At 65.6% G+C, this 13,807-nt stretch carries 10 protein-coding genes; 5 read left to right on the top strand and 5 right to left on the bottom strand.

Annotated elements, in window-relative coordinates; genetic code table 11:
• Positions 1-146: 146 nt before the first annotated feature.
• Entirely contained in the window at positions 147-1,007 is an 861-nt protein-coding gene (locus A5782_RS16760; protein WP_067102510.1) for a LysR family transcriptional regulator, read from the bottom strand.
• A 107-nt stretch (positions 1,008-1,114) separates the two neighbouring features.
• On the opposite strand from A5782_RS16760, the gene A5782_RS16755 reads away from it, so the two are divergent.
• Positions 1,115-1,825 (top strand): SDR family oxidoreductase, encoded by a 711-nt coding sequence (locus A5782_RS16755; RefSeq protein WP_067102593.1) that lies wholly within the window; start codon positions 1,115-1,117, stop codon positions 1,823-1,825.
• A gap of 31 nt (positions 1,826-1,856) precedes the next feature.
• On the opposite strand, the gene A5782_RS16750 is transcribed toward A5782_RS16755, so the two are convergent.
• The 4 genes from A5782_RS16750 to A5782_RS16735 form a co-directional block, all read right to left on the bottom strand.
• Positions 1,857-2,474 carry a TetR/AcrR family transcriptional regulator gene (locus A5782_RS16750; RefSeq protein ID WP_067102507.1) on the bottom strand — a complete coding sequence of 206 codons (618 nt, stop codon included), beginning with the start codon at positions 2,472-2,474 and terminating at the stop codon, positions 1,857-1,859.
• 98 nt (positions 2,475-2,572) lie between these two features.
• Positions 2,573-3,319 carry a maleylpyruvate isomerase family mycothiol-dependent enzyme gene (locus A5782_RS16745; protein WP_082942980.1) on the bottom strand — a complete coding sequence of 249 codons (747 nt, stop codon included), beginning with the start codon at positions 3,317-3,319 and terminating at the stop codon, positions 2,573-2,575.
• A gap of 173 nt (positions 3,320-3,492) precedes the next feature.
• On the bottom strand, positions 3,493-4,827 hold the full coding sequence (locus A5782_RS16740) for a PPE domain-containing protein (RefSeq protein WP_067102504.1): 1,335 nt from the start codon (positions 4,825-4,827) through the stop codon (positions 3,493-3,495).
• 297 nt (positions 4,828-5,124) lie between these two features.
• Entirely contained in the window at positions 5,125-6,789 is a 1,665-nt protein-coding gene (locus A5782_RS16735) for an NAD-dependent malic enzyme (protein ID WP_067102587.1), read from the bottom strand.
• A 1,004-nt stretch (positions 6,790-7,793) separates the two neighbouring features.
• On the opposite strand from A5782_RS16735, the gene A5782_RS16730 reads away from it, so the two are divergent.
• Genes A5782_RS16730 through A5782_RS16715 form a run of 4 tightly spaced genes read left to right on the top strand, consistent with a single transcriptional unit; the run spans position 7,794 to position 13,470 of the window.
• Entirely contained in the window at positions 7,794-9,188 is a 1,395-nt protein-coding gene (locus tag A5782_RS16730; RefSeq protein ID WP_067102501.1) for a condensation domain-containing protein, read from the top strand.
• A gap of 36 nt (positions 9,189-9,224) precedes the next feature.
• The gene (locus tag A5782_RS16725) at positions 9,225-10,871 is read left to right on the top strand and encodes an ABC transporter permease (RefSeq protein WP_067102498.1); all 1,647 of its coding nucleotides are present in this window, start codon (positions 9,225-9,227) and stop codon (positions 10,869-10,871) included.
• A complete protein-coding gene (locus tag A5782_RS16720; protein ID WP_067102495.1) occupies positions 10,871-12,217 on the top strand; it encodes a hypothetical protein in 1,347 nt (448 codons plus the stop codon). The genes A5782_RS16725 and A5782_RS16720 overlap by 1 nt, the downstream gene beginning before the upstream one ends.
• Positions 12,217-13,470: a hypothetical protein gene (locus tag A5782_RS16715; protein WP_067102490.1), complete on the top strand. Its 1,254-nt coding sequence runs from the start codon at positions 12,217-12,219 to the stop codon at positions 13,468-13,470. The genes A5782_RS16720 and A5782_RS16715 overlap by 1 nt, the downstream gene beginning before the upstream one ends.
• Positions 13,471-13,807: the final 337 nt, after the last annotated feature.

The raw sequence follows: 13,807 nt of genomic DNA, 5'->3' as shown, positions 1-13,807 counted from the left end.
AGCCACGATAAAGCGCCAATACGCGCGCACGCCGATATTCACGTCGGCGAAGATACCACGCCGGGGCAGCACCGCCGAAAGCGGCGTCGCGGTAACGCCCGGCGCGACCCAGGTCTGGGATCGGAAAACCGTGGTGCCGAACCGAATCAGTGCAGACCGAGCGCGGCGATCTGATCGAGGAACGCGCGCGCGGGCGCCGATGCGCTCGCTGAGATCGCCAGGCCGAGGCGTCGCACGGTCTGGGGCAGCAGCGGTCGCACCGCGACGCCGTTCAGTTCGGGCAGGCCGGCGCTGGGCAGGATGCTCACCCCGAGCCCGGCGCGCACGATCTCGAGCGTCGCGGCGACCTCGCGCGCTTCGAAGGCCAGGTCGAATTCGATCCCGGCGCGCCGCGCGATCGGCATGTACACCTCCGCGCAGCCACCGGTGCTACGGACGAACGGTTCCTTGGCCAGGTCGGCATAGGTGATGGTGTCGTTGGACGCCAGCCAGCTGTCGGCCGGCACTACGGCAACCATTTGCTGTTCGCCCAGGACCGCCACGTCCAGACCCTTGACGGGCAGGCTGACCACACCGGCCTCGGCGGCCCCCTGGTCGAGCCAATCCATAATCTCGTTCTCGCTGCCCTCCAGCAGCCGGATGGTGACGGCCGGATGCCGCTGGGCGAACGCCCGTAGCTGCGGAGCGACGAGCGAGGCGGTGGCAGACGGCATGCTCGCCAGGCTCAGCGTCCCGGTGACGTCGCCGGCCAACCCGGCGACCTCGGTGCGCATCAACGTCAGCTGGCGCACCGCCTCTCGCGCATGCGTCAGCGCGATGGCACCGGCTTCGGTGAGGGCCAGTCCGTCTCGGCGACGGAGGAACAGCGGTAGCCCCAGCTCCTTTTCCAGTGTGGCGACCGTGCGGCTGACGGCCGGCTGCGACAACCCGAGCCGTCGGCCCGCCGCCGTGAAGCCGCCCTGATCGACCACCGCAATGAACGTTTTGAGCTGCGACAACGTCGTCATCGATCCTCCATAAGACCAATGTCATCCCCCATACCAACAAAGTTATGAGCGATACGCTTTCCAAAACGTTTAAGTAATCATACGAATTGCTTTCGAAGGAGGACGGCATGACCGCACGGCGAGTACTGATCACCGGGGCATCGAAGGGAATCGGGCGCGCGGTCGCCGACCGCATCGCGGCGTCCGGCGACATCCCGATCGGCCTCGCCCGCACCCGGCCCGACGACTTCCCGGGCGAGTTCTACGAGGCGGACCTCACCGACCGGGCGGAGACGGACGCCGTGCTCGAGCGCGTCCTGACGAACGGGCGCGTCGATGCGGTGGTCAACAACGTCGCCGTCGCCCGGTTCGGCCGGATCGGCTCGATCGATTTGGACGACCTGTTCACCACGTACGACCTGAATGTGCGCGCTGCCGTGCAGGTGGTCCAGGCGGTGCTACCGGGCATGCTCGCCGGCGGGTGGGGGCGCATCGTCAACGTCACCAGCCTGACCACGCTGGGCACCGCGGAGCGCACGCCCTATGCGGCCACGAAGGCGGCGCTGGAAGCGTGCACCCGGATCTGGGCTGGTGAGCTCGCGCAGTCCGGCATCACGGTCAACGCGGTGGCGCCCGGACCCATCGAAACCGAGATGTACCGCGAACTCAGCCCAGCCGGGTCCGAGCGGGAAGCTCGTGTCCTGCAGACCATTCCGCTGCGCCGTGTCGGCACACCGCGCGAGATCGCACACGCGATCTGCGCGCTGCTCGATGAGGACGCGGGCTATATCACCGGTCAGATCATTCGGGCCGACGGCGGGGGAAGCATCGCCGCTTGACGAGGCTCATCGCCGCGCAGGTGGCAACGGACTAGCCAATATGGTTGGCGCGCAACGCCTCGAGCAGTCGGTCCATGACCGCGCCGCCGTCCGCACGCGCCTGCCGCTGATCGTCGGCGCGGGCAATGTAGAGCGTTGCCTCGCGCAGCGCGCCCATGATCGTCAGCGCCGTGGCCTCGACGGGCTGACGGGGGATGCTGCCGGACTCGATGGCCTCGGTGAGCAGCCCTGTCACGAATCCGATGTTGTAGCGGTGCCCGATGTCGCTCCAGCGTTCCCATCCCAGCACCGCCAGCGCCTCGAGCAAGACGATGCGCTGGATCTCGGGTTCGGAGCACGCGTCCAACCAGAGCCCCGAACACAGTCTCATGATCTCGACCGGATCCGAGTGCCCCGCGGCGGCGACGGCCTCCCCCATCCGCGCGGCCATCTCCCCCTCTACCTGCTCGAAGACCGCCGCGAACAGCTCTGTCTTGTCGGCGAAATGGTGGTACAGCGCTCCGCGCGTCACCCCCGCGTCGCGGACGATGGTTTCCAGGGACGCGTCGGCGAATCCCACCGACGCAAACAGTGGCCGTGCCGCGCCCATCAGCGCATGACGCGTCTCGGCCGCGCGTTCGGCCTGCGTGCGGCGACCGCCCTTCGCCATCAACCCTTACCTTTCACACCGCCCCATGCATTCTCATACATACCGTATGCAGGTCGTGGATTGTGGTAGCGCCGACCGGGCGTCGCGGTCTGGGTTCCTCAGAACACCCTGAGCCGGCGCACGATATCCAGCGCTGACGGATCACCCTCGGCCTGCACGCCCAGGCCCTCCCAGGTGCCGCGCTGGGTGACCCACCGCACGAAGGCCTGGGAATCGGAAGTGATGCGCGCCGCGGCGTCGGACTGGCCGCCGAGACGCAGGGTCCGGGCGCACAGTCCGTCGAGGCGAATCTCCACGCCCGCGGGTAAGTCGTTGAGCAGGTTGACATTCTGCTGTGGCAGTGCCGCTTCGATCCAATCGAGCGTGGGGGCAAGCCGCAGCTCGTCGACGGGTGGCGGGTCTCCCTCCAACGGCCCATCTGGCGCAAACAGGTCGTATCGAGTGTGAATGAAGGCCTCGAAGACGAACGTTGTCGGCACCACGGAGGCCGGGTAGGTGCCGACGTCGCCTATGGGTATGTCGACGTCCTGACCCTCGATTGGCGCGAGCACCTCCAGCCCCCGCGCGCTGACCGATTCATAGTCCGCCACAACCTCTTCGGGGGTCATCGAGCGTCGCGAGTCGACATAGAGGTCCGCAGCGCGTTCGGCGGGCATGCCGCCTGGGCTGGGCAGCGTCGACGGATCGACCGCCAACCAGAAGCTGCACGCCATGTGCGACACAAGGTCCTGCACCGACCAGCCGAAGCAACCACTTTCCTTCGCCCACAACGGTTCCGGCATCTGCGAGCAAAGTTCCAGCACGATTCTGCGTTCTTCCGCTATCGCGTCGAGCGTGGCACTCATGAGACCCCTACCTTCCAGATACATACCGTATGTATGAACATACACACTGTATGTATGAAGTCAAGCCGCAGAAGACAGGAGCCGTAGCGGCAGGAAAACCGGCCGTCAACCGCGCGCGGTAGGACATGAACCGCAAACCCGCCGATCCGACGAGGACCGGCGGGCAGGCTCGGCTAGCCGGTGCCGAGGAGGCGGTGCTTTTGTTCGGCGAACTCGGTGTCGGTCAGCGCGCCATTGGCCCGCAGTTCGGCGAGTTTGCCTAGCACATCGGTGATTTCGCGCAGTTCGGCGGCGGATCCGGTTGACGCCTTGCGCGGCTGCCCACGCTCCTGCAGAACGCCTCCGGCGGGCACCTGACGCCCAGGTGTGTCGCTCGGGTCGGCGGATCGGCGGCCCCGGGAATCGGGTGCGCCGCGACCGGGCGTCGCCATCAGCGGCGCGCCACCGAACAGGGGCATTTGGCCGCCGAACAGGCCAGACGCCGCACGACTCGCCGGTGCGGCGCCGGCGGCGGGCGATTCGAGCGCGGTGAGGCGCACTTCCGGTGCCGCCGTGGACCAGCCCTGCGGCACCGACATGCTGCCCAACGAGGACGCGCGGCCCATTCCCGCGGACACCGTCGTCGCTTTTCCGGGCGAGCGCGAAACTGCAGGCCCTTCGAGTTTTTCCGGCGCAGCCTTCACCCTCGCGCCTGGCTCCGCAATTTTGTGTTCGGTGTCGGAAATGAACCCCGCGGCGCCCGATACCCCGATCAACCCCACGCCATTTCCCAAAAACCCCGACCCGAGCGACACCAGGTTGTAGGGGTTCATGAAGCCCGAGAGGTCGCTCAGCCCCGAAGACGCCGATGACGAGGACGTGAGGGTTTGCAGCGCATTTGGCACCGCCGACATTGCATTGCCCGACAGCGCCGACTGCACACGTCCGGCCGAGGTGCCGGCAGCCTGGGAGACAGCGGCGTCCTGCGCGGGAAGCCCGCCCTGATTGGTCGTCTGCTGCGGCGGGGTGAACGGTGTCACCTGGGAGGCCGCCTGCGAGGCGCCGGCGTAGCCATACATCGCGGCGACGTCCTGGGCCCACATTTCGCCGTAGGCGACCTCGGTGGCCGCGATCGCCGGCGTGTTCTGGCCCAACAAGTTGGTGGCGACCAGTGACGTCAACTGGGAACGGTTGGCGGCGATCTCCGAGGGGTGCACCGTCATCGCATACGCCGACTCATACGCCGTCGCAGCGGCTTTGGCCTGAGCACCAGCCTGCGTAGCCTGCTCAGCGGTGGCATTCAGCCAAGCCACCTGCGTTGCCGCCGCGGACGCCGCCGCCGACGCGGATGGCCCCTGCCACGGCTCACCGGTGAGGCCCGAGATGACCGACTCGATGTTGGCCGCCGTGACATGCAGCTCATTCGCCAGCTCATCCCACGCCGTCGCTGCGGCCAGGATTGACCCCGAGCCGGGGCCTGCGTACATGCGGCCGGAGTTGACCTCCGGCGGCAATACCGCGAAGTGCATTGAGTTCCTCTGGGATCATGGAGGCATCCGTCATTCGCCCCCGCTCAAGTCCCCCTGGTACCACGCGCTCCCGATTCTCAATCCTGCATGAAACATCGCGCACGGTCCCGCGCCTCCGTCATCACCGGTAGCCAATTGTGCTGCTGCGCTGGCATTCCCAACCCAAAATCCAGAGCTGTCGACTACGGCCACGTGTCGTGCACGCATGAAACAGTGGTCATGCTCACACCGTTATTCAGTACCTGCGACCGGCGGTTCGCTACTTCGACAGCCGAAGTGACAGGCCAGACGAGACCCTCAGCGGCAACGGTTAACCGGTGCCGAGTACTGCGGGAGCCACCGCACCTGCGCGATGCGTTCGGTGAGTTCTGCGCCGCTGCGCGTCGAGGCGACGCCGTCCGCGACGGCCTGCACGGCGACAGCGTGCGCGATGCGCACCGCGACATCGGGCACAGCTGACCACGCCGGCAGCAACGGCTGGTCGGGATCGGCAAGGGCGGGCGAGGCCTCGCCCAACGTCTCTGCGGCGACCCGCATCATCTCGTCGGTCACTCGGGTCGCCTGAGCCGCGGTCACGGCAAGTCCCATCGCGGGGAAGATATAGACGTTGTTACATTGGGCAACAGGGCGTTCCATGCCATTTCGGTGTAGCGGCGCGAACGGTGAGCCGGTGGCGATCAGGGCGCGCCCGTCGGTCCACTGATCCAACTCCGCGGGGTGCGCCTCGGCGCGGCTCGTCGGGTTGGAGAGCGGGAAGATGATCGGCCGCTCGGTTTTGCCGGCCAGCTCGCGCACGATGCTCTCGGTGAAGGCGCCCGCCGCGGTCGACAGGCCGAGCAACACGCCCACGTCGACATGGTGGACGACGTCGGCGAGCTGCGCGGGACCTGATAGACCCCAACCCGCCACGCGGCCGGCCGGCTGGGCGAATCCGCGCTGCGCGTCGGACAGGTCGGTGCGGTCATCGGTGAGCAGGCCGACCACGTCGACAACCCAGATACGCTGGGAGGCAGCCTGTTCGGACAACCCTTCGTTCATCATTTGCCGTCGAATCATGTCGAGCACTCCGATACCGGCCGAACCGGCGCCGAGCATCACGACCTGTTGCTGCGACAGCGGGCGGCCGGCGACTTTGGCGGCGCCGTGCAGCGCTCCGAGGGTGACGGCGGCCGTTCCCTGGATGTCGTCGTTGAAGGTGAGGAGCTTGTCGCGGTAGCGAGCCAGGATGGGCAGCGCATGCGTCGTGGCGAAGTCCTCCCACTGCAGCAGCACATTGGGCAGATGCTTGCGCACCGCGGCGACGAACTTGTCGATGAACCCGTAGTAATCGTCGTCGTCGATGCGCCGGTGGCGCCAGCCCAGATATTGGGGATCGTCGAGGAGTTCGCTGTTGTCGGTTCCCACGTCGAGCACGATCGGAAGGGTGCGGGCGGGATCGATGCCGCCGATCAGGGTGTAGAGGGACAGCTTTCCGATCGGGATCCCCATCCCGCCGATGCCCTGATCGCCCAGGCCGAGGATGCGCTGCCCATCGGTCACCACGATCACATCGACCTCGCGCTGCGGCCGGTTGTCCAGCACCTCGTCCAGACAACCAGCCTCGGCATAGGAAACGAACAATCCGCGCGGCCGCCGGTAGATCTCACTGAAGCGCTGGCAGGCCTCACCAACGGTGGGTGTGTAGACGATCGGCAGCGCCTCGCGAATATGGTCAAGTAACACCCGGTAGAACAAGGTTTCGTTGCGGTCCTGCAATGCCCGCAGATAGATGTGCTTGTCGAGATCGTCGCGACGAGTGGAAAATTCGCGCCAGCAGTGCTCGGCTTGCTGCTCCAGCGTCTTCACCGTCGTCGGCAGCAGACCCAAGAGGCCCAACCGCCGGCGCTCGGCTTCGGTGAACGCGGTGCCTTTGGTGGTCAACGCATCGAACAGTCTGGCCGGCCCCCGGAGCTCATCGGGCATCGTCAACATCCCTTCTTGGGAATTTCACGGCGACGAGAAACGGCGGAGCGTCCAGACCATCATCGACGATCCCGGACGCATTTGTCTTCGCGTAGCAGCGGTCGGTGCGCTGCCGCAGCCGGGGCCGACTCAACCAGCTTGAGATCGAGGGCGGAGGGTGCCTTCTGCGCGTAACCGGCGGGCCCTCTGCTCACGATGGGGCGAACCACGCCTGAAAGGCTACCTTCGACGCTTATCCGTCTGGCGCACAGGATTTTCGGCGGGCGAGGGATTAGAGGCAGATCACGCCGCCTGCACTCTTCCCTCGAGGGTCGCCATGCCGGAGCCGGGCCTGGGCCACAGTTTGCTGCCGAGGCCAGGATTCTCGCCGAACTTCCTTAGCAGAGTTGTGATCGGCAGAGACGTAGGACGCAGTGCTGCGGCACTTTTGGGGATGGTTTCGTTGTTTGCCCGGGTCGCCGGCGCGAGAAATCTTTGGCTGACACTATTCCAATACGGCCATACATCACGATATGGTAACCAAGGCGCCGTTTCGGCAGGTCCGCAAGCATCACATGTGGTCACGCCCAGATAGCGCTCGCTCTGTGGGTGGGAATCGGCAGGTGGGGTCTTCACGTCGAGATAAATGCTTGTTTGAGCAGTAGTCCTGTGTTAATGCTGCATGAATTAATGACCCCCGCGTGTTGACTATCTCACACCGAGCATGCATTCGGTTGGCGGAAGTTTCTGGGCGATTGCTCAGGCCCGAGAGGGGAATTTTATGATTGCGCCGCGGGAGCGTCGGCGAGTCATTTATTTGAGCAGCTCAACAACATGCGGGCGATCAACTGAACCCACATTGAGCTCAATCTGTGGGGCGCATTGGTCGACACAGCGCGCCGCAAGACGCTTGCCAGGCCTGCGAAACAGGACCGTTTCGGCAACCGACTTGCTCAGCAATACATGCGCGTTGCCGTTAGGGTCATGCGGATCGGCGTCGCCAGCTGACGGACGAAAGGTAGCGCATGTTTTTGGGCACGGTTGAGGACTGGACGGCCGAGGGCACCGTGGTCTCCTGGTACCCCACCGCGGCCACCTACCGGCGCGCCGCTGAAGCCCAGTACCATCCCGCGCCGGTCAGCTATCAGCAGGCGCAGCATCTTCGCTATTACCGACGCCAGGTCAGCCGCGGCCGTGATATCCCCCGGTTATGCATCGGGGCCTGGGAAATCAGCGGCATATGCGATATCGATGCCATGACGCAGGCGATCAATACTCATCTGCGGCGACACGACACCTACCACGACCGCTTTGCCTTCGGCGACGACGACGACGAAATCCTTCGCTACGTCATTGCCGACCCGGAGGTCATCACCGTGGTACCGGCGGATCTGGGCAGGATGGCTCCGACCCAGATCCGCAAACTGATTCTCGATACGCCCGATCCGCTGCAATGGGACTGCTTCACCTTCGGAATCATTCAGGCCCAAGACCGGTTCACCATCTATATCGCCGTTGACCACTTGCGCGCTGACGGCATGTCCGCAGGCGTGATCTTTCTCGACATCCAGACGATGTACTTCGCCGCGTTGCAACGGGCGCAGAGCCCGCTGCCACCCGCAGCCAGCCATCGCGAATACAGCGCGAATCAGCATGCGTACACCAGGAGCCTGAGCGAAGAGTCGCCCGAGATCCAGTTGTGGCGGGCCTTTCTCGCGGCGAACAATGGTGCGTTGCCGAAGTTTCCACTGGAGCTGGGCGAGGCGAACGCGGATACGCCCGGGGCCATCGACGTGTTCGACCTGATCGATGACGACCAGGGCCGACGGTTCGAAGCGGCGTGCCGTGCGGCGGGGGCACGTTTCAGCGGTGGCGTCTTCGCGTGCGCCGCCCTGACGGAGCATCGGTTGACCGGCGCCGCAACGTATTTCGGGCTCACCCCGTTCGACAACCGGCGCGACCCCGCGCACGTCACCGCGGTCGGTTGGCTGGCCAGTTTCGTCCCGTTGGCGATCCCGACTGCCGGTGCGTCATTCGATGAGGTGGTGGGTGCCGCCCAGGCGTCCTTCGACGGCAACACGGCTCTGGGCGCGGTGCCGTACTATCACCTGCTCGAATCGACTGACCCATCGACGAATCCGATCGAGGTTCCGGACCGTCCGGTCCCGATGCTGTCCTACATCGACATCCGCAAGTTGCCGTTCGGTGACTACTTCGACGGTCTGCGCGCCGGTGTTTGGGGTGATAACCGGCTGTCGGAGACGGTCTGCATGTGGGTCAATCGCATGCACGATAAAACGCAGTTGGTGGTCGCCTACCCGGGCACCGATGTCGCCCGCAGGTCGGTCTTGCGCTACGTCGAGACGATGCGAGCCGAGTTCACCCGGGTATCCGACGGCGGACTACACATCGATGGGTGATGTCCGTCCCGTCCTGCCACCGCGGGAGGTCTCGGTATGAGTGCCCTGGTGGCACTCACCTTGCGCACGATGTCAGGATCCCGGCGCGACGCCGACCTACTGTTTGCGGCAGTGGCACCGGTGGGCTGTTTCCTGGGATTCACCCTGGTCCTGGGCGGCCTAATCCACACCGGCCCGATGACCTATCCGCAATACGTCCTTCCGGTAGTCATTGTGCAGGCGATGCTATTCGGGGCGATGACCACTGCCGACCGTGCAGCGCGAGACCGGTTGTCGGGCTTCGGGTCCCGGCTTCGTACCCTGCCGGTTCCTGCGGCCGTACCGCTGGGCGCGCGGATGCTCTACTGCTTCATACGCACGATCATCGCGCTGGTCGCTTCTCTTGCGGTCGGATGGTCGTTTGGCTTACGGCCGCAAGGCGGCCCGGGGGACGCGGCGCTGTTCGTGATCATCGTCGTGGCGTTCGCAATGGCGGTGTGTCTCGGTGCGGACGCTCTGGGCTCCTGGGTCGGCACCGTCGAATCGTCGAGCCAATTACTGCTCCTCCCCCAGCTGGTCCTGGTCCTGTTGTCCACTGGCATCGCTCCGGCGGAATCGTTTCCCACATGGCTTGGACCGTTCATTCGCTACCAACCGGTGTCACAGGTCACCGAGACGCTGCGCGGCCTTGCCACCGGTCACGTCACCGGTGGGGATCTGGCGGTGACAATGATGTGGTGCCTTGGATTGCTGGTCCTTTTCGGCGGACTCGCGGTGCGCATGCAGCGACGCGTCAGCGCAGGAAGTCCGGGCGCCGCCCGGATCGTTCGCAAGGCGCGTCAAGACACCGTGCCGGTCCGTGATGCGTCTGTAGATCAGTCCCGGATCGCTGTTGACACCGATGCACGGCAAGCGATTCCGTATCTGACATCGCTGATGGCCTTCGTCAGCCAAAGCGCTTCGGAGGCGGGGCGGCTACTGCGCCGCTGGCGGCGCGACCCGATCGTCGCGGTGCAGGCGCTGTTGTTTCCGACCTTTCTGCTCATCATCTACAAACTGCTGGTAGGCAAATCCGTCCTGGCCGTAACCGGACACGACAGCCTGTACGGGCTGGTTCCCATGTGCGCGGTGGTCGGCGCCGTGTTCGGAACCCTCGGTGCCGGTCTGACTTTGCCGTCAGAGCGGGAGTCCGGTGTGCTGACCAGGCTGTGGGTGCAGCCGGTTCATCGGGCCAGCACCGTGGCGGGCCGACTGGTCGCCGAAGCCACCCGAACCACCGCGTCCGCCCTTGTGCTCACCATCTTCGGGATCGCCTTGGGTCTGCGATTCAGCTGTGGCTGGCTCGCAATGCCGGCCTTTGTGCTGGTGCCCGTGGTGATTTCGGCGGGGATGGCGACATTGGTCATCGCCATCGCCGCCCGCGCGGACGGCAAAGCGATGGTGACCTGGCTGGGCGCCGGGTGCGTAGTGTTGCTGTTCCTCAACACCGGTGTGGCGCCCGCCGAGGTGTTCCCGGGCTGGCTGCAACCGGTGGTGCGATTTTCGCCCATATCACCGACGATCGAGGCGATGCGTGCGCTCGCGGAGGGCGGGCCGGTGCTGTCGCCGCTGTGGCAGGCAGGCCTGTGGGGCGGCGTTCTCGTCGCCGTGTTCGCGCCGGCCGCGGTGCGCGGGTATCGCGCTGCGGCCGAGGCGGGTTGCTAGTGACAAGGCTGGCGCTGCTGGACCAGGCCGCTTTCCTACGGCTGCGCGCTACCGGTCAAGGCAGCACGGTGCAATGCACGTGGGTCTACGACCGCGACGTGAGCATCGACGAAGTGCGAGCCTTCAAAGACAATCTCAGTGCCGGCCTGCTCGGACGCCGGATCGAGCGATCGCCGCTGCCCTTCGGGCGTCATCGCTGGGTCGTCGACAGCCACTCGCCCGACATCGCGTGCGAACGGCGGCAACCGCGGCCGGAGATCGGCGCGTGGCTCGAAAGGCGCGCGCAGGTGCGAGTGGACCCCGAGCACGGCCCGACGTTTCACCTCGGTGTGCTGCCGCTGGACGACGGCGGTGCGGCGGTCACCTTGGTGGCATCACACTGCGTCGTCGACGGGCTCGCCACGGCGACAGCCGTTGCCGAAGCGGTCAAGGGTGAACGACGCGATCTTGGTTATCCACAGCCGAATTCACGCAGCCGGTGGCGTGCGGTGTGTGCGGACCTGGCCGATGCCGTTGTCGCTCTGCCTGCGGCAATCCGAGCGCTGATCGCGACTCTGCTGATATTGCGCAAGGTCTCGTCGGATCAGCAGGTTCAGCCGAAGGCTCGGCGGCCCGCGATGATGCTCCCCCGGGCCGGCGACGACCCGAACACCTCGCCGTCGGTAACGATCCAAACCGACGCGGCGGCATGGGAAGCACGAGCGCGCAGCCTCAACGGAAGCAGCAACACGCTCTTCGTCGCGTTCGCGGCTCGCCTGGCTCACCGGATGGGCAGAGTGCTGCACGACGGAAACTCTGTGACGGTGGTGCTCCCGGTGAGCGACCGCGCCCCCGACGACGACCGCGCCAACGCGCTGACCTCGATCACGCTAACGGTCGACGGCACAGCGGTGGCCGATGACTTGACCGGTGTGCGCGCCGATGTCAAGAGATCGCTGACGTCCCTGGAGCAACAGCCCAACGAAATGCTCGCCGGACTGCCACTCATCCCGTTCACGCCACGATGGCTGGTCCGGCGCGCCGAAGGCATCGCCATGTCGTCCGGCCAACTGCCGGTGGGATGTTCCAATCTCGGGCGTCTCGATGACGCCGTCAGCCGCATCGATGGTGCGGATGCATCCGAGGTCTCGATGCGGCTTGCCGAGCAGGGCATGACGCAGGCTCGCATCGAGCAAGCCCATGGCCAATTGTTCTGCGGCACAGGAACGGTCAACGCTAGCCGGTTTCTCACTGTCGTTGCGTACCGCAGCGGCACCGACAACACCACAACTACGTGCGAGCTCGCTTGTAGCGCGCTGGCCGACCTGCACCTGTCCGCCACCGCCGTTCACGAGGGTCGGATCTGATGCTGGACTTGAGCGCTGAGACGAATGCCCATGCACGGCATCACCTTTTGTACGTAGGTATCGGCGCCGCGATTGCGGCGTGGGCGGCGGTGGTGCTGTGGTTCGCGATCAGGGTCGTTCCGCTCGACGTCTACTGGATGTCGTACTACACCGCCGACTACAGACACGGATTCGTCCGGCGCGGCCTCGCGGGTGAATTGGTTCGCTCGCTCCCGGGACACTACTTCGCGGCCACGCTCGGTCTGCGGTGGCTGTCAACGGCGATCTACTTGTGCGGCCTGGCAACGGTCGCGGGCGTGGTGCTCTTCAGTCGCCGGCGATCGGAGCGCCGGCTGATGGTGGCGACGGTGATTCCGTTGCTGCCGTTCGGCATACCGTTTGCGGCGTTCTCGGCTCGGCCGGACCTGTTCGGTGGGGCGGCCCTGGCGCTGTTCAGCTCGACCTTGACGTTCACCCGGTCCCGCGCCGTCGCGATGGGATGGTGCGCGATTTACGGTGCCGCCACCGCGACGCTGACCCTCGTGCACGAAGCCATAGGGCTGCAGTTCGCATTGGGGGCCGTGCTGGCGGTCATCGTCCTCGGCGGCGCGCTGGAAACCACCCAGCGCCTTGGAATGCTCGTCGCCGTGACACCGGGGGTCATCGCCACGGCCGTGGTGGCGGCGTTCGGTCGTCACGACATCGCCGCCCAACTGTGCGCGGCCGTACCGCATCAACTGATGCCCAACCCCTTCGCCACGGTCACGTCGCCGCAAACGCTGGTGCGCTTCGTGATCGACGGGCGGTCCAGCAAGACGGACTATCACGACTGGGTGTGCCGCAACGTGATGCCCAACTACGACAACGGAATCTTGGATGCCATCCGCGCCGTCGGCCACATCGGAATGCTCGGCCTCACCGTCTCTTTGATATTCGGTGCCGCCGCGCTGGCGGTGACGCTGTGGGGAATCAGTGGACTTTCCGGCGTACCGCTGCGCGCTTTCGTCGAGGCGCTGCAAGGCAGAATGCCATGGGTTATCACCGGCCTGTTGTTGGTCATCCCGGTTTTCCTCACCGGCTACGACTGGACCCGCTGGCTGACGATCGTGGCCTTCGACATCACGACCGTGTTCATCCTTTTCGCAGCCGGTCGCCCGGAGATCGAGCACGCGATCGCATCAAAGACGTTGCGAGTGTTCATTCTGCTCGTCATCGCGTTCGCGCTGATCCCGGTGGGCGCCGTTCCGGGTTTCGGCGGACCGCGGATGATCTGACCGGCGCCACGGCGTGGCTTGCTGGCAGGCGCGGCATCGCAGCTGGTAGCGTAAGTGGCACTGTGCGTTTCGGAGTTGCAAAGTCTTCACGGTGGTCACGACGACAGCCTGCGTCCACCATTGTTGCTGTGCTGGCCCTCCTTGCAGCTGTGCTCGGGTGCGGGGCTTTGCGCGCCGAGACGACAACCGACAGCTCTCAGCCACAGGTAGTGGCATCATCGACCAGCCCGGTTTCTGGCCCGACCCAGTTGCACAACGACTCGGTTCCTGTCCGTCATCTTGGCGTTGGGTCCACCGTCAACGATGACAAGGCGTTCAAAAGCGGCGGGCTAAAGCG

Source organism: Mycobacterium sp. 852002-40037_SCH5390672 (assembly GCF_001665875.1).
GTDB lineage: Bacteria > Actinomycetota > Actinomycetes > Mycobacteriales > Mycobacteriaceae > Mycobacterium.
Note: the sequence above shows the minus strand (reverse complement) of the source record. Positions and strands in the feature narration are given on the sequence as shown.

Excerpts from the sequence above, each read along its gene's own strand:
- A5782_RS16755 (WP_067102593.1), top strand. The coding sequence starts at position 1,115 with ATGACCGCACGGCGAGTACTGATCACCGGGGCATCGAAGGGAATCGGG.
- A5782_RS16715 (WP_067102490.1), top strand. The coding sequence starts at position 12,217 with ATGCTGGACTTGAGCGCTGAGACGAATGCCCATGCACGGCATCACCTT.
- A5782_RS16730 (WP_067102501.1), top strand. The coding sequence starts at position 7,794 with ATGTTTTTGGGCACGGTTGAGGACTGGACGGCCGAGGGCACCGTGGTC.
- A5782_RS16740 (WP_067102504.1), bottom strand. The coding sequence starts at position 4,827 with ATGCACTTCGCGGTATTGCCGCCGGAGGTCAACTCCGGCCGCATGTAC.
- A5782_RS16750 (WP_067102507.1), bottom strand. The coding sequence starts at position 2,474 with ATGGCGAAGGGCGGTCGCCGCACGCAGGCCGAACGCGCGGCCGAGACG.
- A5782_RS16745 (WP_082942980.1), bottom strand. The coding sequence starts at position 3,319 with ATGAGTGCCACGCTCGACGCGATAGCGGAAGAACGCAGAATCGTGCTG.
- A5782_RS16725 (WP_067102498.1), top strand. The coding sequence starts at position 9,225 with ATGAGTGCCCTGGTGGCACTCACCTTGCGCACGATGTCAGGATCCCGG.
- A5782_RS16735 (WP_067102587.1), bottom strand. The coding sequence starts at position 6,789 with ATGCCCGATGAGCTCCGGGGGCCGGCCAGACTGTTCGATGCGTTGACC.
- A5782_RS16760 (WP_067102510.1), bottom strand. The coding sequence starts at position 1,007 with ATGACGACGTTGTCGCAGCTCAAAACGTTCATTGCGGTGGTCGATCAG.